Origin of the sequence: Paraburkholderia megapolitana (assembly GCF_007556815.1) — a bacterium.
GTDB classification, from domain to species: domain Bacteria; phylum Pseudomonadota; class Gammaproteobacteria; order Burkholderiales; family Burkholderiaceae; genus Paraburkholderia; species Paraburkholderia megapolitana.
The window spans coordinates 565120-587945 of the sequence record NZ_CP041745.1 but is presented as its reverse complement, the minus strand read 5'-3'; the positions used below and the strand labels follow the sequence as shown (position 1 = coordinate 587945).

21 protein-coding genes, 1 other RNA gene and 1 pseudogene are annotated in these 22826 nt (G+C 61.6%); 5 read left to right on the top strand and 18 right to left on the bottom strand.

Annotated features, from left to right (window positions below; translation table 11 throughout):
* Positions 1-81 precede the first annotated feature (81 nt).
* Positions 82-1212, top strand: coding sequence for an anhydro-N-acetylmuramic acid kinase (locus FNZ07_RS16065; protein ID WP_091009922.1), 1131 nt, complete (start codon positions 82-84; stop codon positions 1210-1212).
* Between the two features lie 97 nt (positions 1213-1309).
* Here FNZ07_RS16065 and erpA read toward each other — a convergent pair whose 3' ends face one another.
* The 3 genes from erpA to rplM form a co-directional block, all read right to left on the bottom strand.
* A complete protein-coding gene (gene erpA / locus FNZ07_RS16060; protein ID WP_091009919.1) occupies positions 1310-1675 on the bottom strand; it encodes an iron-sulfur cluster insertion protein ErpA in 366 nt (121 codons plus the stop codon).
* A 215-nt stretch (positions 1676-1890) separates the two neighbouring features.
* Positions 1891-2283 (bottom strand): 30S ribosomal protein S9, encoded by a 393-nt coding sequence (rpsI, locus tag FNZ07_RS16055; RefSeq protein WP_091009916.1) that lies wholly within the window; start codon positions 2281-2283, stop codon positions 1891-1893.
* Positions 2284-2294: 11 nt separating this feature from the next.
* Positions 2295-2723, bottom strand: a complete 429-nt coding sequence (gene rplM, locus FNZ07_RS16050; RefSeq protein WP_075158980.1) for a 50S ribosomal protein L13 — start codon at positions 2721-2723, stop codon at positions 2295-2297.
* Positions 2724-3341: 618 nt separating this feature from the next.
* Here rplM and FNZ07_RS16045 point away from each other — a divergent pair.
* Positions 3342-3764 carry an OsmC family protein gene (locus tag FNZ07_RS16045; RefSeq protein WP_091009913.1) on the top strand — a complete coding sequence of 141 codons (423 nt, stop codon included), beginning with the start codon at positions 3342-3344 and terminating at the stop codon, positions 3762-3764.
* 89 nt (positions 3765-3853) lie between these two features.
* Here FNZ07_RS16045 and rnpB read toward each other — a convergent pair.
* From rnpB to pyrC, 3 genes and pseudogenes are all read right to left on the bottom strand, one after another.
* An RNA gene (gene rnpB / locus FNZ07_RS16040) (RNase P RNA component class A) lies at positions 3854-4265 on the bottom strand.
* 96 nt (positions 4266-4361) lie between these two features.
* Positions 4362-4982 (bottom strand): annotated as a pseudogene (locus FNZ07_RS16035) (DUF3025 domain-containing protein); the annotation flags it as partial.
* Positions 4983-5134: 152 nt separating this feature from the next.
* Positions 5135-6196: a dihydroorotase gene (gene pyrC, locus FNZ07_RS16030; RefSeq protein WP_091009910.1), complete on the bottom strand. Its 1062-nt coding sequence runs from the start codon at positions 6194-6196 to the stop codon at positions 5135-5137.
* Positions 6197-6371: 175 nt separating this feature from the next.
* Here pyrC and FNZ07_RS16025 point away from each other — a divergent pair, with 175 nt between their 5' ends.
* On the top strand, positions 6372-7277 hold the full coding sequence (locus tag FNZ07_RS16025; RefSeq protein ID WP_091009907.1) for a class II glutamine amidotransferase: 906 nt from the start codon (positions 6372-6374) through the stop codon (positions 7275-7277).
* 109 nt (positions 7278-7386) lie between these two features.
* Here FNZ07_RS16025 and FNZ07_RS16020 read toward each other — a convergent pair whose 3' ends face one another.
* The 6 genes from FNZ07_RS16020 to FNZ07_RS15995 form a co-directional block, all read right to left on the bottom strand.
* Positions 7387-8112, bottom strand: a complete 726-nt coding sequence (locus FNZ07_RS16020; protein ID WP_091009904.1) for an amino acid ABC transporter ATP-binding protein — start codon at positions 8110-8112, stop codon at positions 7387-7389.
* Positions 8109-8786, bottom strand: a complete 678-nt coding sequence (gene gltK, locus FNZ07_RS16015; protein ID WP_091009901.1) for a glutamate/aspartate ABC transporter permease GltK — start codon at positions 8784-8786, stop codon at positions 8109-8111. The genes FNZ07_RS16020 and gltK overlap by 4 nt, the downstream gene beginning before the upstream one ends.
* Positions 8786-9526 carry an amino acid ABC transporter permease gene (locus FNZ07_RS16010; protein ID WP_091009899.1) on the bottom strand — a complete coding sequence of 247 codons (741 nt, stop codon included), beginning with the start codon at positions 9524-9526 and terminating at the stop codon, positions 8786-8788. The genes gltK and FNZ07_RS16010 overlap by 1 nt, the downstream gene beginning before the upstream one ends.
* Before the next feature lie 85 nt (positions 9527-9611).
* A complete protein-coding gene (locus FNZ07_RS16005) occupies positions 9612-10505 on the bottom strand; it encodes a glutamate/aspartate ABC transporter substrate-binding protein (RefSeq protein WP_091009897.1) in 894 nt (297 codons plus the stop codon).
* 228 nt (positions 10506-10733) lie between these two features.
* A complete protein-coding gene (locus FNZ07_RS16000) occupies positions 10734-12038 on the bottom strand; it encodes a Glu/Leu/Phe/Val family dehydrogenase (RefSeq protein WP_091009895.1) in 1305 nt (434 codons plus the stop codon).
* 148 nt (positions 12039-12186) lie between these two features.
* On the bottom strand, positions 12187-13143 hold the full coding sequence (locus tag FNZ07_RS15995; protein ID WP_091009892.1) for a LysR family transcriptional regulator: 957 nt from the start codon (positions 13141-13143) through the stop codon (positions 12187-12189).
* Between the two features lie 158 nt (positions 13144-13301).
* On the opposite strand from FNZ07_RS15995, the gene purB reads away from it, so the two are divergent.
* Positions 13302-14690: an adenylosuccinate lyase gene (gene purB, locus FNZ07_RS15990; protein ID WP_091009889.1), complete on the top strand. Its 1389-nt coding sequence runs from the start codon at positions 13302-13304 to the stop codon at positions 14688-14690.
* Positions 14691-14877: 187 nt separating this feature from the next.
* Here purB and FNZ07_RS15985 read toward each other — a convergent pair whose 3' ends face one another.
* The 4 genes from FNZ07_RS15985 to edd form a co-directional block, all read right to left on the bottom strand.
* Positions 14878-15381, bottom strand: coding sequence for a gluconokinase (locus tag FNZ07_RS15985; RefSeq protein ID WP_091009887.1), 504 nt, complete (start codon positions 15379-15381; stop codon positions 14878-14880).
* Positions 15382-15391: 10 nt separating this feature from the next.
* Complete coding sequence (locus FNZ07_RS15980; RefSeq protein WP_091009884.1) at positions 15392-16804, bottom strand: GntP family permease; 1413 nt, start codon at positions 16802-16804, stop codon at positions 15392-15394.
* Positions 16805-17140: 336 nt separating this feature from the next.
* Positions 17141-17782 carry a bifunctional 4-hydroxy-2-oxoglutarate aldolase/2-dehydro-3-deoxy-phosphogluconate aldolase gene (gene eda / locus FNZ07_RS15975; RefSeq protein WP_091009882.1) on the bottom strand — a complete coding sequence of 214 codons (642 nt, stop codon included), beginning with the start codon at positions 17780-17782 and terminating at the stop codon, positions 17141-17143.
* Between the two features lie 2 nt (positions 17783-17784).
* On the bottom strand, positions 17785-19668 hold the full coding sequence (gene edd / locus FNZ07_RS15970) for a phosphogluconate dehydratase (protein WP_091009880.1): 1884 nt from the start codon (positions 19666-19668) through the stop codon (positions 17785-17787).
* Between the two features lie 282 nt (positions 19669-19950).
* On the opposite strand from edd, the gene FNZ07_RS15965 reads away from it, so the two are divergent.
* Positions 19951-20796: a MurR/RpiR family transcriptional regulator gene (locus FNZ07_RS15965; RefSeq protein ID WP_091009878.1), complete on the top strand. Its 846-nt coding sequence runs from the start codon at positions 19951-19953 to the stop codon at positions 20794-20796.
* Positions 20797-20874: 78 nt separating this feature from the next.
* Here FNZ07_RS15965 and FNZ07_RS15960 read toward each other — a convergent pair whose 3' ends face one another.
* Both FNZ07_RS15960 and FNZ07_RS15955 read right to left on the bottom strand, forming a co-directional pair.
* The gene (locus tag FNZ07_RS15960; protein ID WP_091009875.1) at positions 20875-21291 is read right to left on the bottom strand and encodes a CopD family protein; all 417 of its coding nucleotides are present in this window, start codon (positions 21289-21291) and stop codon (positions 20875-20877) included.
* 143 nt (positions 21292-21434) lie between these two features.
* Positions 21435-22706 carry a glutamate-5-semialdehyde dehydrogenase gene (locus tag FNZ07_RS15955; protein ID WP_091009873.1) on the bottom strand — a complete coding sequence of 424 codons (1272 nt, stop codon included), beginning with the start codon at positions 22704-22706 and terminating at the stop codon, positions 21435-21437.
* Positions 22707-22826 lie beyond the last annotated feature (120 nt).

The following is a 22826-nucleotide window of genomic DNA, read 5'->3' as shown; positions in this document are numbered from 1 at the left end:
GCGCGTGGCCTGGCCCCTCGTTTGCGCGGATAATCTGCTACAACATACAACGTTCGCAACGACCACCGAGAGGAGCAAAACGTGGCGCAAGACACGGTAGACGGCGTGTACTTCGGATTGATGTCGGGCACGAGCATGGACGGCGTGGACGGCATCGCCGTCAAGTTCGCCGCGGGCAAACCGCCGGTCGTGCGCGCCGAAGCGTTCGTGGGCTTTTCGGCGGGCCTGCGCGACGCGCTGTTCGAACTGCAGCAACCGGGCGACAACGAAATCGAGCGTGAAGCGCTGGCCGCCAATGCGCTCGCCGCACGCTACGCGGTCTGCTGCCACGAGTTGCTGCGCGGCGGCAACCTGACCGCGAGCGAAGTGCGGGCGATCGGCGTGCATGGACAAACCGTGCGGCACCGTCCGGAAAAGGGCTACACGCGACAGATCAACAACCCAGCGTTGCTCGCCGAAATGGCGCACATCGACGTAATCGCCGACTTCCGCAGCCGCGACGTCGCGGCCGGTGGCCAGGGCGCACCGCTCGTCCCGGCGTTTCACGCGACGGTGTTCGGCGCGAAGGGCGAAACGCGGGTCGTCTGCAATCTCGGCGGCATCAGCAACATCACGATACTCGGCGCATCGGGCAACGTGCGCGGCTTCGATTGCGGCCCGGCGAACGCGCTGCTCGACGAATGGGCGCACCGGCATCTCGGCAAACCGTTCGATGAAAGCGGACATTTCGCAGCGAGCGGGCAGGTGCATCGGCCGCTGCTGCATGCGCTGCTGGACGAGCCGTTCTTCGCGGAAAAACCACCGAAAAGCACCGGCCGCGACCTGTTCAACCCCGCATGGCTCGATGCGAAGCTCCAGCCGTTCGCGTCACTCCCCGCCGCCGATGTCCAGGCGACGCTCGCCGCATTGACTGCGGTGACGGTTGCGCGCGAGATCGAGCGACATGCGCCGGATTGCCGGGCGGTCTACGTGTGCGGCGGCGGCGCTCGCAATCCTGAGCTGCTGAAGGCTCTGCAGAGTGCGCTGGAAGAAAGCGGCGTCAGCGGCATACCGGTCCTGACCACCGAGGCACTCGGCGTGCCGCCGCATCAGGTGGAACCGCTCGCGTTCGCCTGGCTGGCGATGCGCTGCGTCGCGCGCCTGCCGGGGAATGTGCCGTCCGTCACGGGTGCGGCGGGTGAACGGATACTCGGGGCGATCTATCCGCATTGAGTGCGTGCGCATGCATGGCGCAGGTAGCACAACAAAGAGAAACGGGGCCGAAGCCCCGTTTCTCTTTACAACCATACCGGTAGGTAAAACCAGTCGTTCAGACCGAGAACGACGAGCCGCAACCGCAAGTCGTCGTCGCATTCGGATTCTTGATCACGAACTGCGCACCGTTGATGTCGTCCTTATAATCGATTTCAGCGCCGACCAGATACTGGTAGCTCATCGAATCGATCAGCAGCTGCACGCCGCTCTTGTCCATCACTGTATCGTCTTCGTTGACCGCTTCGTCGAAGGTAAAGCCGTACTGAAAGCCCGAGCAGCCGCCGCCTTGCACGAACACGCGCAGCTTCAGGTCCGGATTGCCTTCTTCTTCGATCAGTTGCTTGACCTTGTCAGCCGCGGCGTCGGTAAAGACAAACGGACCCGGCATCTCGGCCACGGGGGTGTCGGTGACTGCGTTCATTCGAACTCTCCAAAAAATGCTGCTAGCCGCTATTGTAGGGCTGATCCCAATATCGTGCTGAAGCCCATGAAATCAACAGGTTCTTCAGGGGTATTGCGACCGGCGAAGCTTTCCGCACGCTTGCCGCAAGAACAAAAAAACCGCCTTTGCGGATGCGCAGGCGGTTCTTTTTCGCAGCGGTCCCGCCCGAAAGCGGAACCGGCTTCCCGAAACGATTAACGCTTCGAGAATTGCTTCCTGCGGCGTGCCTTGTGGAAGCCGACCTTCTTACGTTCGACTTCACGGGCATCGCGCGTCACGAAGCCGGCCTTCGACAGTTCCGGCTTCAGCGTTGCGTCGTAGTCCATCAGCGCGCGGGTGATGCCGTGGCGAACCGCACCGGCTTGACCCGTTTCACCGCCGCCCGTCACGTTGACCTTGATGTCGAACGTGCCGGTGTGGTTCGTGAGTTCCAGCGGCTGGCGCACGATCATCAGCGACGTTTCGCGCGAGAAGTAGTCGGCGATGGGCTTGCCGTTCACCACGATGTCGCCCTTGCCTGCCTTGATAAAGACACGTGCGACGGCGCTCTTGCGGCGGCCCGTTCCGTAATTCCAGTTACCGATCATCTGGGCTCCCCTTAGATCTCAAGCGCTTTCGGCTGTTGCGCCGAATGCGGGTGCGTTGCTTCGGCGTAGACCTTCAGCTTCTTGATCATCGCGTAGCCGAGCGGGCCCTTCGGCAGCATGCCCTTGACCGCTTTCTCGAGCGCGCGGCCCGGGAAGCGTTCTTGCATCTTGCCGAACGTCGTTTCATAGATACCGCCCGGGTAGCCCGAGTGGCGATAGTACTTCTTGTCCGTGGTCTTGTTACCCGTGACCTTGAGCTTGCCGGCGTTGATAACGATGATGAAATCACCGGTGTCGACGTGCGGGGTGAACTCGGGCTTGTGCTTGCCGCGCAGACGGCGTGCCACTTCGCTGGCGACACGTCCGAGAACCTTATCCGTCGCGTCAATCACGTACCATTCACGCGTCACCTCATGGGCTTTTGCGGAAAACGTCTTCATGATCGATCCAAAATAAAAATGCTGTGCCCTGTGTTTTTTTCCTGCTTAGGTGTGTAGCGCATCGAGGCGCTGTGCAGGCTCTCCCTGTTCTTCTCCCGCGGGCATATGCGGAAAAGCCCTGAATTATAAAGGAAATCTAGTGGCCAAGTCAAAATGTCGGTGGATCGGGGAACTGGGCGGGTAAAAAGACGGGCAAAAAAAACCCGAACTCGCGGTTCGGGTTTAATCCACCAAAGGAGGAGGGTGGAGGAGACATGCTGAGGTTGTCAGACGTCGACGACCAATGAGATGCAGTATATGAACAGACCTTGTGCGACGCAAGAACGGTTGCATTACGAAAAGTGATTTCATCATTTGAAAAATACGTAATATGCGCGTCACACGGAAAAATTCCTTTAAAAACAGTCATCCGTGCTTCATCACTGCCTTTTAAGAAGACCCAGAGTAGAGGAATGTCCCTAAAAATTGTCGGGCAATCCCTTATGCGCCCAGCATGCGGCAACGCAACACACAAGGCCCTCAGCGCCGATCCGACATGCCGGATGACCTCGGGCAGACCCGTAAACGAAGGACTACAATGCCGTCTCGAATGTAAGCAAAGCGAGCTGGAGTACAGGCATGGAATGCAAAGTAAGCTGGATGGGGCCGGATGGCATGGCGTTCGCGGCGGAGACCGGTAGCGGTCATCTGGTCGCAATGGATGGTGCGCCGGAAGGCGGTGGCCGCAATCTCGCGCCGCGCCCGATGGAAATGGTCCTGCTCGGAACCGGCGGTTGCACGGCGTACGACGTCGTAATGATCCTGAAGAAAAGCCGTCAGGAAATTGCCGGTTGCTCGGTCACGCTCAAGGCCGAGCGCGCGAGCGAAGACCCGAAGGTGTTCACCAAGGTCCACTTTCACTTCACGGTAACGGGCAAGAACCTGAACCCCGCAACCGTCGAACGCGCCATCAACCTGTCGCACGACAAGTACTGCTCCGCGTCGATCATGATCGCGAAGACGGCCGAACTGACGCACTCGTTCGATATCGTCGCAGGCTGAGCCGACGTTCGGGGCATCGCGCCCGCCACAAGGAAGTCACAAGGAAAAATGCCGGCGTCCATCACTGGACGCCGGCATTTTTTGTTTAGTGGCAAAGCGAGCCGATAAGCCGGATTCTGTGCACGCCCGCATCCGAAGATACCAACGCGTGGCAGTCATTCCTCTAGGCGCGCCATTACTGACGCGCTCAAGCTTCCTACCCGCAGACGTGACGGGGGCCCCATCCTGCATCTCGAAGATGCTAGCCTGCCTACTTGGAATTGCTCCGGGTGGAGGTTACCGTGCCGGTCTGCCTCGCAGCAGCCGCGGTGCGCTCTTACCGCACCGTTTCACCCTTACCTGATCCCGGCTTGCGCCGGGCCATCGGCGGTTTGCTTTCTGTTGCCCTGTTCCGCGTGTCACCACGGATGGCCGTTAGCCATCACCCTGCCCTGTGGAGTCCGGACTTTCCTCGCCCTTCCCGGTCGAAACCGGAAAAGCCGCGACTGCCTGGCTCGCTTTGCTGGGCGCGATTCTAGCATCGCTGGATCGGGTGCGCCGGCCGTGGCGGAACACCGACACGTCGTCGTAGAACGACGGTTCCTCGTTTTCGGGCCACCAGCCGGGGATACCGAGTACCGGCAAGGGCGCAAATGCCTGACTGCTTAGCGGCTCATCGGTGGAGAATTCGCGGCTGACCGTGTCGTCGAGCCAGGCGCTGCGGCGCTCGTCGGGCCACGCGAAATACTCAGGCGGTACGTCGACGATCCACGCATGCGCGGTGCAGGCCTTGAACGGCGTAATCAGTTTTTCTAGCAGCGCGTGTCCGAAGCAACGCGCCTCGCAGCGCTGTCCCCACGCGTCCCGGTTCGCGACGAACAGGCGCTGCCAGTCGAATGCGCGCAATGCTGCGCTCAGCGCCGGATCGGCGGTCGCGAACAGCACGGCGTTTTCATCGAAGAGCGTTAGTGCGTCGCGAGTACTGCCACGCGTCGGTCCGCGGCCCATCGAGCCCACCGCTGCCGAACCACGCGCTGTCTGCGCTGCCTTCATCCGTGGAAATTGAAACCACGATAAAGCGTTGAAGAAATCGTGCAGGTTGTGTCGCGTGGGTACGCAGCCGGTCGCGCCGATATGGGCTTCGTACGCGGTATGCGCGGGCAATTCGGATTGCGCGACGAACGCGAGCTGCCTGCCATCGAGCACTGTATGCCGCGATAGCTGCGCATCTGCGTTCATAGCGTCGAGCAAAGCGGCCTCGCTGGTCAGTGCCGCCTGTTGCCAGCGTCTACCGCGTACTGCGAACGGTGCAAACCAGGGCATCGACCAGTCGATGTCGGCAAAGCCCGGCACCTTGCGCACGACCGAAGACACAGCGCCGCGCTCCGCCGTTAGGCGAGGCGCCAGCCGATCGCCTCGCCGCCGCGCAACGGCACGACCGGCGTCTCGCCGACCGTGATTTCGTCGGGCAGCGTCCATTGTTCGCGATGCAGCGTCACCTGTTCGGTACTGCGCGGCAAGCCGTAGAAGTCCGCGCCAAAGAAGCTCGCGAAGCCTTCGAGGCGCGCCAGCGCGCCAACATTGTCGAACGCTTCCGCGTACAGCTCGAGCGCATGCAACGCGGTGTAGCAGCCCGCGCAGCCACATGCATGTTCTTTGAGCCCCTTCGCATGCGGCGCGCTGTCGGTGCCGAGGAAGAAACGCGGATTGCCCGACGTCGCCGCTTCGACCAGCGCCACGCGATGCGTCTCGCGCTTGAGCACCGGCAGGCAGTAGTAATGCGGCCGAATACCGCCGAGGAAAATCGCGTTGCGGTTGTACAGCAGGTGATGCGCGGTAATCGTCGCGCCGAGCAGTCCGGGCGCCGCATTTTCACCATTGATATAGTCGACTGAGTCCTTCGTCGTGATGTGCTCGAACACGACCTTCAGTGCCGGGAAGTCGCGCCGCAGCGGCGTCATCACGCGATCAATGAACACTTTTTCCCGATCGAACAGATCGATCGACGCATCGGTGACTTCGCCGTGCACGAGCAGCGGCATACCGGTTTCCTGCATCGCCTCGAGCGTCTTCGCGCACTTCGCGATGCTCGTCACGCCGGCGTCCGAGTTGGTCGTCGCGCCCGCCGGATAAAGCTTCACGCCATGCACGACCCCGCTTTCACGCGCCCGGCGGATCTCGTCGGCGGGCGTGTTGTCGGTGAGGTAGAGGGTCATCAACGGTTCGAACTTCACCCCCGGCGGAATCGCCGCGACGATCCGTTCGCGATACGCGAGCGCTTGCGCCGTGGTCGTCACCGGCGGCCGCAGGTTCGGCATGATGATCGCGCGGCCGAACTGGCGCGCGGTATGCGGCAGCACCGCCGCGAGCATCGCGCCGTCGCGTACATGCAGGTGCCAGTCGTCGGGGCGGGCCAGCGTCAGGGAATCGATAGGAGCGGTAGAAGCGGTCATGGCGAGAAGGATGGCGTTCACCGCGTGGCCATGCGACGTGGACAAACTGCAACATGACGGATCGCACTCCCGTCAATTTTGCTATTTGCTTATTTGCCGCGCCTGGCTCGGTGATATGCTTGGAAAATCATCATTGTAACGGGTCGATCCCGTTCACAGGCCCCGCCTCAGCATCATGTGCCAACTCCTCGGAATGAACTGCGCCGCGCCGACGGACGTCACGTTCTCCTTCACCGGCTTCGCAGCGCGCGGCGGTGTCACTGACCACCACGCCGACGGCTGGGGCATCGCGTTCTTCGAAGACAAGGCCTGCCGCCTGTTCATCGACCATCAGTCGTCGGCTACGTCGCCGATCGCGGAGATGGTCAAGCGCTATCCGATCAAATCGAAGAACACGATCGCGCACATCCGCAAGGCGACCCAAGGCCACATCCTGCTGGAAAACTGCCACCCGTTCATGCGCGAACTGTGGGGACGCCACTGGATCTTCGCGCACAACGGCGACTTGCAGGGCTATCAGCCGTTTCTAACCGGCGTTTATCAGCCGGTCGGCACTACCGATAGCGAACTCGCGTTCTGTGCCTTGCTGCAGGGGTTGCGCAAGCAGTTTCCCGGTAGCCAGCCGCCGCTCGACGAACTCTTCGCCGCGCTCGAAACGCTAACGCGCGAAATCACGCAGTTCGGCGTGTTCAATTTCCTGATGTCGAATGGCCAGGCGCTGTTCGCGCATTGCTCGACGCATCTGCATTACCTCGTGCGCCGCTGGCCGTTCTCGACCGCGCATCTGGTGGACACGGACGTATCGATCGATTTCGCGAAGTACACGACACCGGAAGACCGCGTTGCGGTCATCGCGACGCAGCCGCTCACCGACGACGAAGTGTGGACCGCCTTTGAACCCGGCGATCTGCTGATGTTCCAGCACGGCGAAGTGATCGGCCGCGTGAATGTGCCGGTGCCGCCGGCCGTGCTCGAAAAAGCGCGCAACCCGGCATGCGACGCATCTGCGTCGGCGACCATGATCCGTGAGCCGGTCGCACTCGATCTCGAAGCGGACGACGCGGCGGCATTCGAATCCTGACGCGCAGACTGCGCTATATCCGTTACGACGACAAAAAAGCCGCTTCCCAAGAGAAGCGGCTTTTTTTATGGCCTTGCACGCTATCGCGCCGTTCGACGCGACACCACACTTAATGCAGAATCTTCGCCAAAAACTCCTTCGCACGATCCGACTTCGGATTCGCAAAGAACTCTTCCTTGCGATCGTCCTCGACGATGAACCCCTGGTCCATGAAGATCACGCGATGCGCGACCTTCCGGGCAAAGCCCATCTCGTGCGTCACGCACATCATCGTCATACCTTCCTGCGCGAGTTCGACCATCACGTCGAGCACTTCGTTGATCATTTCCGGATCGAGTGCCGAGGTCGGTTCGTCGAACAGCATCGCGATCGGATCCATCGACAGCGCCCGTGCAATCGCCACGCGCTGCTGCTGACCGCCCGACAGTTGCCCCGGAAACTTGTCCGCATGCGCACGCAGTCCCACGCGATCGAGCAGCTTGAGCCCCTTCGCCGCCGCTTCATCCTTCGAACGACCAAGCACCTTGATCTGCGCCAGCGTCAGATTCTCGGTAATCGACAGATGCGGAAACAGTTCGAAATGCTGGAACACCATGCCGACTTTTGCGCGCAGCTTCGACAGGTTCGTCTTCTTGTCGCCGACCGATTGTCCATCGATCAGGATCTCGCCTGACTGAAACGGCTCAAGCCCGTTCACCGTTTTGATGAGCGTCGATTTACCCGACCCCGAAGGTCCGCAAACCACCACCACTTCACCCTTTTTGACTTCCGTCGTGCAGTCGGTCAGTACCTGGAATTGACCGTACCACTTCGAGACGTTCTTGATAGAAATCATCGTGCGACCTTTTTCTGAAGACCTTTGACAAGGCTCGACGCAATCACGCAAACCACGAAATAACACGCGCCCGCGAACAGTACCATTTCGACATTCACACCGTCACGGTCGCCAATATTCGTAGCGGTACGGAAGAAGTCGGCGAGGCTGATCACGTAGACGAGCGACGTATCCTGGAACAGCACGATGGCTTGCGTGAGCAGCAGCGGAACCATCGCGCGGAATGCCTGCGGCAGCACCACGAGGCGCATGGCCTGGCTGTAGCTCATGCCGAGCGCGAACGACGCATTGACCTGACCGCGCGGCACCGCCTGAATTCCCGCACGAATAATTTCCGAGTAATACGCCGCTTCGAACAGCGAAAACGCCACCATCGCAGACGCGAGGCGAATATCGATGTCCGGCGAAAGACCCAGCACGTTTTGCAGCACCTGCGGCACGATCAGGAAGAACCACAGCAGGACCATCACGAGCGGGATCGAACGAAACACCGTGACGTAGCCCTTCGCGAACCACTCGAACGGCTTGAACGACGACAGCCGCATGATGGCGAGCACCGTGCCCCAAACGATACCGATCACGATGGCGAGCAAGGTGATCTGGATCGTGACGATCGCTCCGGTCCACAGCGTCGGCAAGGCGCCCGGAATACCACTCCAGTCGAAATGATGCATCACTTACCTCCGATATAGCCGGGCAGACGGCTCTTGCGTTCGACCCAGCGCATGAGCTGCATCACGACGAGATTGATGATCACGTATGCGACCGTGACCGCAATGAACGACTCGTAGGTCTGCGCGGTGTAGTCGACCAGCTGGCGAGCCTGCGCGGACAGATCGAGCAACCCGATCGTCGACGCAACCGCCGAGTTCTTGAAGATGTTCAGGAACTCCGACGTGAGCGGCGGCACGATGATCCGGTACGCAACCGGTAGCAACACGTAGCGATAGGTTTGCCATTGCGTGAGGCCCATCGCGAGGCCCGCGGCACGCTGGCCGCGCGGCAGTGCGTTGATCCCCGAGCGCACCTGTTCGCACACGCGCGCGGCGGTAAAGAGACCGAGGCAGATGATCGCCGAAGAAAAGAACTGCGCGTTGGGCGGCAGTTGCTTGAACCAGGTACCGATCGAAGCAGGCAGCAGCTCCGGTATCACCAGATACCAGATGAAGAACTGCACGATCAGCGGAATGTTCCGGAAGATCCCGACGTAGAGGGTGCCGATGCCGGACAGCCATTTGTTCGGCACGGTGCGTAGCACCCCGAACAACGACCCGACAATCAACGCGATCACCCATGCCGCCAGCGACACCGTGATCGTCACCCAGAAGCCGGAGATCAACCAGCCGAGATAGGTAGTCGGCTCGCCGGTGGAAACCGGACTTAGCAGAATGTCCCAGTTCCAGTGATATGACATAACGAAGACTCCACAACAAAAAGAAACGGAAGAAGCGCGCGGCCTCTTCCGTTTCGTTCAGCGTACTGAACTGACCAACTAGGGTTTAATCGATTACCTTGTCGTTCGGGCTCTTGAAGAGCGCCTTCATGTCGTCGCTTTCCGGGAAGTTCAGGTTGAGACCCTTCGGCGGAATCGGCGTTTCGAACCACTTCTTGTAGATCTGGTCCGCTTCACCCGAGGTTTCGACCTTCGCGATTGCGTCGTCGACCACCTTCTTGAACTCAGGATCGTTCTTGCGCATCATGCAGCCGTACGCTTCATGCGATTGCGGCGTACCGACAATCACGAAATCGTTCGGCGACTTCGACTTGGCGCGTTCGCCTGCGAGCAGTGCATCGTCCATCATGAATGCAGCGGCACGGCCCGTTTCGAGCGTCTGGAACGACTCGCCATGATCCTTCGCGCTGATGATGTTCATGCCCAGGCTCTTGTCCTGGTTCATCTTGCGCAGCAGCCGCTCGGACGTGGTGCCTGCCGTCGTGACGACGGTCTTGCCCTTCAGATCGGCGAAGTCCTTGATGCCCGAATCTTTGCGCGTCATCAGGCGCGTACCGATCACGAAAATCGTGTTCGAGAATGCTGCCTGTTGCTGGCGCTCGAGATTGTTCGTCGTCGAGCCGCACTCGATGTCGACCGTACCGTTCTGGACCAGCGGAATCCGGTTCTGCGACGTGACCGGCGTGAACTTGACCTTCAAGTTGGGCAGATTAAGCTTCTGCTTCACTGCTTCGACAACCTTCATCTGGAACTCATACGAGTAACCGATGACGTTCTGCTTGTCGTCGTAATACGAGAACGGAATCGACGATTCGCGGTGGCCCAGCGAAATGACCCCCGTATCCTTGATTTTCTTCAGCGTTCCGGCTTCCTGTGCGTGTGCACCCACCGTAAACAGCCCCAGGGTGGCGAGCAGCAGCGCAGCTTTTTTAACCTTCATGTGTGATCTCCTTGGCATAACCGCGCCAGTTTAGCAAAGTAACCAATATGAAAGTAATTGTTGTAAACCATGTCGGCTTCGACAGCTTGTCGTAGTGCTTTGGTAATGCGCAGGTATAAAAAAGCGGGCGGCATCGCATGGATGCCGCCCGCCGGTACTGCGCGCGGTCTTGTCGACCGCGTCTGAACCTAGAGAACCAAGCCGGAAATCAGCCTGGATGCAGGTCGATCAAGGGTACAGTCCGCGCATTTCGCGCGCCTGCAGGATCCGCTTACACGCGACGATAAACGCCGCCGTGCGCACCGACACCTTCTGTTCGCTCGATACCTGCCACACCGCTGCAAACGCTTCGCGCATCACGCGTTCGAGGCGCTGGTTGATCTCGTCCTCGGTCCAGAAGAAGCTCGAGAAATCCTGCACCCACTCGAAGTACGACACCGTCACGCCACCCGCATTGGCCACCACGTCCGGAATGACGAGGACGCCCTTGTCGTGCAGGATGTCGTCGGCGGCGGTCGTGGTCGGGCCGTTGGCGCCTTCCACGATGATCTTCGTGCGGATCTTGTGCGCGTTCTTTTCGGTGATCTGGTTTTCGAGCGCGGCCGGAATCAGGATGTCCGTTTCGATGGTCCAGAATTCGTCGTTCGCGATCGGATCGGCACCGGCAAAACCGCCTACGCCACCGGTCTTCGCCACGTGTTCGAGCAGCGCGGCCGAATCCAGCCCGGTCGATTTGTACAGCGAACCCGTGTGATCCTGCACCGCGACGATCTTCGAACCGGCTTCCTGGAACAGACGTGCAGCGATCCCGCCGACGTTGCCGAAGCCCTGCACTGCGATGCGTGCGCCTTCGATGTCGAAGCCGATGCGGCGCGCCGCTTCACAGCCGACGACGAACACGCCACGACCCGTCGCTTCGCGACGACCCAGCGAACCACCGAGCGTGATCGGCTTGCCCGTCACGACGCCCGTGGCCGTCTGGCCCTGGTTCATCGAGTAGGTGTCCATCATCCACGCCATGATCTGCTCGTTCGTGTTCACGTCCGGCGCAGGAATGTCGGTGTTCGGTCCGATGATGATGCCGATTTCGCTGGTGTAGCGACGCGTCATACGCTCGAGTTCGCCACGCGACAGCGTGCGCGGATCGACGCGGATACCGCCCTTCGCGCCGCCGTACGGTACGTTCACCGCCGCATTCTTCACCGACATCCAGGCCGACAGCGCCATCACTTCCGACAGCGTGACATCCTGGTGATAACGCACGCCGCCCTTGCCCGGACCGCGCGACACGTTGTGCTGCACGCGGTAGCCTTCGAAGTGCGCAACGGTGCCGTTATCGAGTTCGATAGGGACGTCGACGATCAGGATCCGCTTCGGGCGCTTCAGCGTTTCGAGCCAGCGCGACAGCGGGCCGAGATACGGCGCGACGCGGTCGACCTGCCGCAGATAGTTACCCCACGGGCCGAGATTGTCGCTATTGAGGTAGGACGGGACGGACTGCAAAGATGATGCGGACTGCGGTTGTGATGACATGAACGCTCCAGCGTCGATCGGGTGCGCACATTGTCGAAAAACGCCGTTGTGAAATCCAATGCCGTTTGTTCATCCCGTTATGCTTTTCACGCATAACGTCGAAAAAGTCGAAAAAAGCGGTCGCGAAACGGTATGGCCGCAATCGCACTCAGCCGGTACGCTCCGTCAGTTCCGCGCTCACGATATCCCACAGCTTGCGGATTAGCACATGGCGCGGATCGTCGCCCTGCACCGCCATCTTGTCGCGATACAGGCGGATTTCCATCGTCAGTGTGAACTGGCCTTCAGCGACGCCGCGCGTCGCGCGATCGAGCCGGACGAGACGCCCGTCGGCGGTCGCGTCCTCGACCGCGCTGTGCGGCAGGAAGGCGATGCCGTGCCCGGCCAGCGCCATGGCCTTTAACCCTTCGGCCATATCGGTTTCATACACGCGGTCGAGATAGAGCCGCGCCGGCGCGTTGGCGATGATTACCTCGGTCATCCGTCCGAGGTACGCATTCGCCGTGTACGACAGATACGGCGCCGGTGCATCCGGCGTACCTGGCAGCGTGTAACGGGGCCGCCCGGCGCGCGAAGCCGCCGAAAACGGACTGATTGTCTCGATGCCGATGGTCAGCATGTCGTAGCGCGCAGGGTCGAGAGCAACCGGGTGGCTCGGATGGTGATAACCCATCACGAGGTCGCAGCCGCCTTCCACCAGCGAGAGCACCGCGTCGTGCACGTTCAGCGCGCGCAGCCGCGTGTGAACCGGGCCAAGGCGCGATTCGATGCGCTGCAGCCAGCCCGGAAAGTAGGTGAGCGAAAGCGTGTGCGGCACGGCGAACTCGATGGTCGCCGCGGGCGTTCCGGTATGCCCGCGCAGCAGCGTGCGCGCTTCGTGGAACTGCGAGAGCATCGCCAGCGCCTGCTCGTAGAACACCTGCCCGGCCCCCGTGAGCCGCGTCGGATAGACCGAACGATCGATCAGTTCCGTGCTGAGCCACGCTTCGAGCGCCTGGATGCGGCGCGAGAACGCCGGCTGCGTGACATGGCGCAGTTCCGCCGAGCGGCTGAAACTGTGGGTTTCCGCAAGCGAAACGAAGTCTTCAAGCCATTTCAGTTCCATGGGACCTTGGGCGGCGGGCAGTAAGTAGCGGCATTCTAGCGGCGCGGCGCGATTCGGGCGGCGCCGCGCAGGTACAAAGCGGGGCCTCGCAGGGCCGCAGCCCGCACGGTGGTAAAATTCGCGGTTCTTCCGATCTTCACCCTCCGGTCCGCCCCATCATGTCCGACACCCGCCCCGACACCCTGTTCGCGCTTACCGCGCTGTCCCCGCTCGACGGCCGCTATGCGTCGAAAACCGAAGCCCTGCGCGAGTGGCTCTCGGAGGCTGCGTTCATGCGCCATCGCGTGACCGTCGAAATCCACTGGCTGATCGCGCTGTCGCGCGCCGGTCTCGCCGAAGTGCCGCGTTTCTCCGATGCGTCCGAGCAGTTCCTGCTGCAACTCGTCGAGCGCTTCACCGCACACGACGCCGCGCGCATCAAGGACATCGAGCGCGTGACGAATCACGACGTAAAAGCGGTCGAATACTGGCTGAAGGAATCGGTGAAGGGCCAGCCCGAGCTGGAACGCGCAAGCGAGTTCATCCACTTCGCGTGTACGTCGGAAGACATCAACAACACGTCGCACGGCCTGATGCTTGCCGGTGCGCGCGAACACGTCATGCTGCCTGCACTGCGCTCGGTGTACGAACGCCTCGTCAAGCTCGCGCACCTGCACGCCGAACAGCCGATGCTGTCGCGCACGCATGGTCAGCCTGCCAGCCCGACGACGCTCGGCAAGGAAATCGCTAACGTCGCCGCGCGGCTCGAACGTGCAATCGAACGCATCGCCAAAGTCGAACTGCTCGGCAAGATGAACGGCGCGGTCGGCAACTTCAATGCGCATCTGTCCGCGTATCCGGAGTTCGACTGGGAAGCGTTTTCGCGCGATGTGGTCGAGCAGCGCCTGAAGCTGAAATTCAATCCGTACACGATCCAGATCGAGCCGCACGACTACATGGCCGAACTGTTCGACGCCGTCGCGCGTGCGAACACGATCCTGCTCGATCTCGACCGCGACGTGTGGGGCTACATCTCGGTCGGCTATTTCAAGCAGAAAACGAAGGCCGGTGAAATCGGTTCGTCGACGATGCCGCACAAGGTCAATCCGATCGACTTCGAAAACTCGGAAGGCAATCTCGGCCTCGCGAACGCAACGCTGCGGCACCTCGCCGACAAGCTGCCGGTGTCGCGCTGGCAGCGCGATCTGACCGACTCGACGGTGCTGCGCAATATCGGCGTCGCGTTCGGTTACTCGCTGCTTGCCTACGACGCGTTGATCCGCGGTCTCGACAAGCTCGAAGTCAATCCGCAGCGTCTGAACGACGATCTCGACAACTGCTGGGAAGTGCTTGCGGAGCCGGTGCAGACGGTAATGCGCCGCTACGGCATCGAGAATCCGTACGAGCAGTTGAAGGAACTGACGCGCGGCAAGGGCATTACGCGCGAAGGGTTGCAGACGTTCATCGGCGGTTTGCAGATTCCCGCCGATGCGAAAGAGCGTCTGCTTGCGATGACGCCGGCGTCGTATGTCGGCAAGGCGATTGAACTCGCGAAGCGGATCAAGTAACGGTCGTTCTTCGGCATGAGCGGTGGCGGCTTTAAGTAACGTAACGCACACGCCGCCGGCAATAAAAAAGGCGCTTCCTGAAGTGCACCTCAAAGTTGGACATTGATCCATGCTTTGAAGGTGCAGTTCAGGAAGCGCCTTTTCTTCGTGCGCCCGATGCGCTGCCTGCCGCGCTACCGCTAGCTAGTTACGCTCCATCGCGCGTCTTCAGTTGCGCGAGCACCTCGTCGACGATCTGTTCCGGCGTCAGATCGATGCTCACCGTGATTGCTTCTTCAGCGTCCGGTTCTTCTAAAGTATCGAGCTGGCTTTGCAGCAGCGACGGATCGAAGAAATGACCGGTGCGCGTCTTCAACCGTTCGCGCAGCGTTTCCAGCGAGCCATGTAAATACACGAAAACTACGTCGCGATCGCCATTGCGCAGGATGTCGCGATACGAGCGCTTCAGCGACGAACACGTGAACACCGCCGTCTCGCTGGCCCGCTGCTTTTCCTCGATCGCTTCGCGGATCGTGCGCAGCCACGGCCAGCGGTCTTCGTCGGTCAGCGGAATGCCGTGATGCATCTTCTCCTTGTTGGCGGCGCTGTGAAACGCGTCGCCATCGGTGAAGTCGCAGTGCAGGCGCTCCGCCAGCATCTCGCCGATGCGCGTCTTGCCTGCGCCCGACACGCCCATTGCTATCAAGATCATCTACTGCTCCTTACAGGACCGCCGCGAGAGCGAACGTCAAACCGAGTCCCATCACCGAAATGATGGTTTCGCAGAGCGACCATGTCTTGAAGGTCTGCCCCACTGTCATGCCGAAGTATTCCTTGACCAGCCAGAAACCGCCGTCGTTCACGTGCGAAAAGATCAGCGAGCCGCAACCGGTGGCCAGCACCAGCAGTTCCGGGCTCACCTGCGCGCCGGCCGCCGACGCGATCGGCGCGACGATACCGCACGCGGTCGTCATGGCAACCGTCGCGGAACCGGTTGCGAGGCGGATCAGCGCAGCGACGAACCAGCCGAACAACAGCGGCGACAGATGCGCGTTCGTCGCGACTTCGACGATCTCTTTCGAAATGCCGCTGTCCATCAGCACACGGCCAAAGCCGCCGCCTGCACCGACAATCAGTGTAATCCCCGCGATTGGCGCGAGACAGTCGCCGCAGAATTTCTGGATCTGCTCGCGATTAAAGCCGCGCTTTGCACCGAAGGTCCAGAAGCTCACGAGTACGGAGATCAGCAGTGCGACGTCGGAGTTGCCGACGAATTTCAGCAGATCGTTCGGCAGGGTCTTCGGTGCCGAAACAAGATCGGCCCAACTGCCGATCAGCATCAGGATCACCGGCAGCAGGATCGTGAAGAGGGTGACACCGAAGCTTGGCAGCGTGCGCTTTGCGGCCGGCTTCCCATCGTCTTTTGCGTCACTCTTCGCATTGCTCTTTGCGCCGTCCTGCGAGCTCGAATCAGTGAACTGCGCCGCGAGCGCATTGTGTTCCGGCAGCTTGATATAGCGGTGTATCAGCAGCGCGAACAACGGACCTGCGACAATCGCCGTCGGAATACCGACGATCAACCCATACAGAATGGTCTTGCCGATGTCCGCGTGATACGCCTGCACCGCAAGCATCGCGGCCGGATGCGGCGGAATCAGTCCGTGCACGACCGATAACCCCGCGACCATCGGCAGCCCGATCAGCAGCAGCGATTTACCAGTGCGCTTCGCAACGTTGAACGCGATCGGGATCAGCAGCACGAAGCCGACTTCGAAGAACACCGGCAAGCCGACGATCACCGCGACGCACACCATCGCCCAGTGAATATGCTTCTCGCCGAACCAGTCGATCAGCGTCGTCGCGACGCGCTCCGCGCCACCCGATTCGGCCATCATCTTGCCGAGCATCGTGCCGAGGCCGACGACGATCGCGATGTGTCCGAGCGTATTGCCGTTGCCGGTTTCGAACGACTTCACGATCTGGCTCATCGGCATGCCGACCGCAAGCCCGAGCAGTAGCGAGACGATGATCAGGACGAGGAAGGGATACACCTTGTAGCGCGTGATCAACAGGATCAGCGCCGCGATGGCGATCAAGGCGTAAACGAGCAGCATGCTGCCGTGAACTGCGTCCATGAGTGAAGCGCCTCCTCTGCGTTATCGATATGGATGCAACGCGCGGGCATCCTGCGTGGCAACTCGACGCAGCGCCGATGAAATCGCCGCGTGGTCGCTGAATTCTACTGTTTGTTGTGGTGGATGGCGCGCGAACATTGCATTGGATGCGGGCTGACGTCGCTGCAGTGCAGCGCACGGCACAGTGCAGCCGTTACCCGAACTGCTGAATCGAATTGCGTACGGCGTGGCGCCACAACAGCACAGAGCCTCGCCACACAGCCTGTCGGCTGCATCGGCGAGGCTCTGTATGCAAGCGTCGTTCCCGCTAGCTTCGATCCGTACGCACGTCTACGTTCAACGCACAGGCGGCGCCAGTTCGCTGGCCGCGCGTGCGAGGCGCGTGACTTCCGCCCAGTTCTGCGCAGCCACGGCGGACTTCGGCGTCAACCACGAGCCACCGACGCACACCACGTTCGGCAACGCGAGGAAATTCAGCGCTGATTCCGCAGTGATGCCGCCCGTCGGGCAGAACTTCAACGTCGGAAACGGACCGTGAAACGCTTGCAGCATCGGCACGCCGCCCGCCGGTTGCGCAGGGAAAAACTTGACGATCTCGTAGCCGAGTTCGAGCGCCGCGATGATGTCAGTCGGCGTCATGACACCGGGCAGCAGCGGCAGACCCGCATCGAGCGCGGCCTGATGCATTTCCTTCGTCAGACCCGGCGACACGCCGAACTGCGCGCCCGCTTTCTTCGCGAGTGCGCATTGCTCGGGCCGCGTGATCGTGCCGACACCGACGACGATATCGTCGGCGAGTCCGCTCGCGCGTTCGATTGCTTTCAGGCCCGCTTCGGTACGCAGCGTGATCTCGAGAACCTTCACACCGCCAGCATGCAGCGCGCGCGAAACGCTTTCGCCCTGTTCCGCCGAATCGAATGCGAGGACCGGAATGACCGGGCCGAGGCGCACGATGTCGCTTACTGTTTTTGTCGTCATGGTCATGCTCCTTGTTTCTGCAATTCTTCGAGGGTGTGATGGATCTCGGGGCGCTCGCCGACCAGCGGGCCGAATACCGATGCACCCAGTTCCGCCGGCGCCGCCGCCGCGCGAAACACACCGTACAGTTCCCGGCCGAAGCCGACTTCGTTGCCCGCCTGATGTACCGGTTCGGCTTCCGGACGCGCGGCCCACTCCGTTGCATCGATATCGATGTCCAGCACGCCGGCTTCGGCGTCGATGACGATCGTGTCGCCGGTACGCACCTTGCCGAGCGGCCCTTGCAGCAGCGCTTCGGGCGACACGTGGATCACCGCGGGCACCTTGCCCGACGCGCCGGACATACGCCCGTCCGTGACGAGCGCGACATGGAAACCCTGATCCTGCAACACACCGAGCAGCGGCGTCAAACGATGCAGCTCCGGCATGCCGTTTGCACGCGCGCCCTGGAACCGCACGATCGCGACGAAGTCGCGCTTCAGCTCGCCGTTATCGAATGCTTCCTGCACCGCTTCCTGCGAATCGAATACGATCGCGGGCGCAGTCACCTTGCGATGCGCCGCGGCCACCGCCGAAATCTTGATCACGCCGCGCCCGAGCTTGCCCTGCATCAGACGCAAACCGCCGTCCGCCTGGAACGGATCTTCGATGCCGCGCAGCACGGTCGTGTCCTCGCTCTTCGGTGCGCCGTCGACCCACGTCAACTGGCCATCGAGCAATTTCGGTTCCTGCGTGTAGTGCGACAGGCCACGACCCGCGACCGTCGTCACGTCTTCATGCAGCAAGCCGCCTTCGAGCAGGTTGCGCACGAGGAACGCGACGCCGCCCGCCGCGTGGAAATGATTCACGTCGGCCTTGCCGTTCGGGTAAATCTTCGCGAGCAGCGGCACGGTCTGCGACAGTTCGTCGAAGTCGTCCCAGTCGATCATCACGCCGGCGGCCCGCGCAATCGCGACGAGGTGCAGCGTGTGGTTGGTCGAGCCACCGGTTGCGAGCAACGCGACGATGCCGTTGACGATCGCCTTCTCGTCGACCACGTGGCCGATCGGCGTGTAGTGGCCACGTTCGACAGTCAGATCGAGCACGCGGCGCGCCGCGGCAGCCGTGAGTGCGTCGCGCAGCGGCGTATGCGGATGAACGAAGGCCGAACCCGGCAGATGCAGGCCCATCACTTCCATCAGCATCTGGTTGCTGTTCGCGGTGCCGTAGAACGTGCACGTGCCGTGGCCGTGATATGCGGCAGCTTCGGCTTCGAGCAGCGCGTCGCGGCCGACCTTGCCGGTCGCGAACTGCTGGCGGATCTTCGCCTTGTCATCGTTCGACAGACCGCTCGCCATCGGGCCGGCCGGTACGAAGATCGTGGGCAGGTGACCGAACTGCAATGCACCGATCAGCAGGCCCGGCACGATCTTGTCGCAGATGCCGAGACACAGCGCGGCATCGAACATGTTGTGGGTCAGCGCAATCGCCGTGCTCATCGCGATCACTTCGCGCGAGAACAGCGACAGCTCCATGCCCGCATTGCCTTGCGTCACGCCGTCGCACATCGCGGGTACGCCGCCTGCGAACTGCGCGACGCCGCCGTTTTCGCGCGCGGCCTGCTTGATGAGATCGGGATAGTCCTTGTACGGCGCATGCGCCGACAGCATTTCGTTATACGAGGAGACGATGCCGATGTTCGGCGCGCGAATGGCCTTGATCGTGAGTTTGTCGTTGCCTTCGAGGCCCGCGAATCCGTGTGCGAGGTTCGCGCACGAGAGCGCGCCGCGCGCCGGGAACTTGCCCTGCGCCGCATCGATACGGGCGAGATAGGCTGCGCGCGTGGGCTTGCTGCGCTCGATCACGCGTCGCGTGACCTTCATCAAATGCGAATGCGGGGAAACCATCGAATCTCCTTCGTCTTCTGGCGGGGACGTGATGCACAGGTAAGGCGTGGCCGGGTGGTCCCGGCATCTTGATTCGAATGTTAGTAGAAAAACTACACGCCTGCAACGCGAATTCTGCTCCTGGTCGCCGCACTCTCTTTTCGCCTAAGCCCAACACACGCGGCGCTTACGGCTTTTTCCCATGGGGCATAGGGAATACACCTACGCCGAATATGTAGTATTTGTACAAACCGGCGAATCCGCTATAGTCCACGGATCTTTCAGCATAGTGCGAGTTTTCCGATGATGCTGTCCCAGGTAGAAGCGATGCGCGACCAGTTGCGGCCGTCCGAGCGCAAGCTCGCCGATTACGTGCTCGAAGCGCCGCGCGAGGTGCTCGATCTGTCGATGACGGAAGTGGCACAGCGTGCCGGCGTGAGCCAACCGACCATCGCGCGCTTCTGTCACGCGCTCGGATTTTCGGGCTTCCGCGAATTCAAGATCCGCCTCGCGCAAGGCGTCGCCGCCGATGTACCCGCTGTCTACCGCGACGTGCGCCCCGACGAACCGGTGCCCGGCGTAGCGGCGAAGGTCCTCGACCGGACGATCGGCGCGCTGATCCAGGTGCGCAACAATCTTTCGTCGGATGCACTCGCCGATGCGATCGCGCTGCTCGCGGGCGCGCGGCGCATCGAGTTCTACGGTGCGGGCGGCTCCGGCATCGCAGCCCAGGACATGCAGCACAAGTTCTTCCGGCTCGGCATGCCGAGCGTCGCGTATTCGGACCCGCAGACGTATCTGATGTCCGCGGCGCTGCTCGGTCCTGGCGACGTCGTCGTCGCGATCTCGAACACCGGGCGCACACGTGACATCGTCGACGCGGCGAAAGCGGCGCTCGACGGCGGCGCAAAAGTGATCGCGGTCACGCACGGCAATTCGCCGCTCGCACGGCTCGCATCGGTCGGACTGCATGCGAACGTCGATGAAGACACCGACGTGTTCTCACCGATGACTTCGCGAACGTCGCATCTCGCGATCGGCGATATTCTCGCGGTCGGCGTCGCGCTGCAGTGCGGGCCGGCGTTGACTGAAAAACTGGCGGGAGCGAAGGACCTGATTACGCGCAGGCGTATTGGTCCGAAGGAGTGAAGCGGAGGCGCGCAACGCTTGCTGGCGTTGCGGCATGTTGCAGGCAAGAGGCCGGCGGGGCCGGCCGCCTCAAGCCGCTCAGAACGGCTTGATCACCACCAGCGCAACGGCTGCTAGCAACCCAAGCACAGGCAGCTCGTTATACATGCGATACCACTTGTGCGAGCGACGGTTTTCGCCGCGCTCGAAAGTCGCGAGCAACCTGCCGCAATACGCGTGATAGATCACGAGCAGCGCGACAACACCGACCTTCGCGTGAATCCAGCCCTGCCCGCGTCCAACGCCGATCACGAGCCACAACCACAGTCCGCACAGCAATGCAGGCACCGCGATGAACGTCATGAAGCGAAACAGCTTGCGCGCCATGATGAGCAGACGCTTGATCGCCGCGGGCTCCGTCTCCATCGCAAGGTTCACGAAAATGCGCGGCAGGTAGAACAATCCGGCAAACCAGGCAGCCACCAGAACGATGTGAAACGTCTTGACCCAGAGCATCGGCGGTCCTCGATGAGATGTTGTTGCCTTGTGGCGACCGGCGCGGCCGCCCGCGGCATGATTGACTGCGGGTACGAGAAGCAGATCGCGCGCTAATGCAATCAACGCAATGAATGCAGCGTGCGCGCGGTTTTACAGGCGATCTATTGCCGCCCTTCGCCATGCCCAAGCACGACGTATTTCAGCGAAGTCAGCCCTTCGAGTCCGACCGGTCCGCGCGCATGCAGCTTGTCGTTCGAAATGCCGATCTCCGCGCCGAGACCGAACTCGAAGCCGTCGGCAAAACGCGTCGACGCGTTGACCATCACGCTCGCCGAATCGACTTCGCGCAGGAAGCGCATCGCGCGGTCGTGATCTTCGGTAACGATCGCGTCGGTGTGCGCGGAACTGTACGTGTTGATGTGATCGATCGCCGCATCGAGTCCATCGACGATCTTGATCGCGAGCACTGGCGCGAGATATTCGGTGCGCCAGTCTTCTTCGGTGGCATCGACGAGCGGGCCGATCTTCGCCGCTTCGAGTACCGCGCGCGCCGCCGGATCGACGCGCAGCTCGACCTGCTTGTCGCGATACAGCGTGCCGAGTGGCGGCAGTATTTCCTTGGCGATACCGCGGGCGACAAGCAGCGTTTCCATCGTGTTGCAGGTGCCGTAGCGATGCGTCTTCGCGTTATCGCACACGGTCAGCGCCTTCGTGAGATCCGCGCGATCGTCGACATACACGTGGCAGATACCGTCGAGATGCTTGATCATCGGCACGCGAGCTTCTTCCATCAGACGCGCAATCAGGTTCTTGCCGCCGCGCGGCACGATCACGTCGACGTATTCGGTCATCGTGATCAACACGCCAACGGCTGCGCGGTCCGACGTTTCCACAACCTGCACCGCGTCCTGCGGCAGGCCGGCTGCTTCCAGCCCTTCGCCAATCAGCTTCGCGAGCGCCGTATTGCATTCGAGTGCTTCGGAACCGCCGCGCAGGATCGTCGCGTTGCCGGACTTCAGGCACAGCGCGGCCGCATCGATCGTTACGTTCGGACGCGATTCGTAGATGATCCCGATCACGCCGAGCGGTACGCGCATCTGGCCGACCTGGATGCCGCTCGGACGATATTTGAGGTTGGTGATTTCGCCAATCGGGTCGGGCAACGCAGCCACCTGGCGCAAGCCTTCGATCATCGTCTTCAGCGCCTTGTCGGACAGCGTGAGGCGATCGATGAACGCGGCGTCGAGCCCTTTCTCGCGGGCCCGCGCGACATCGCGTGCGTTGGCGGTTTTGAGCAGCGCGGCATCGCGCTCGATGGCGTGTGCGACCGCGTCGAGCGCGGCATTCTTCGCCGCCGTCGACGCCCGTGCCATCGCACGCGATGCGTGGCGGGCGCGGCGGCCGAGGTCCGTCATGTACTGATCGATATCCATCTTCGTGATTCTCGGGTGCCCACGCGAACCGCAAACTGCAAATTGCGGCCGGCGCGGCGTACTGCGGGGTTGAGCAGGAGATGCGTCGATTGTAAGTCTTGTGGCGCGGGTTTGTCAGCG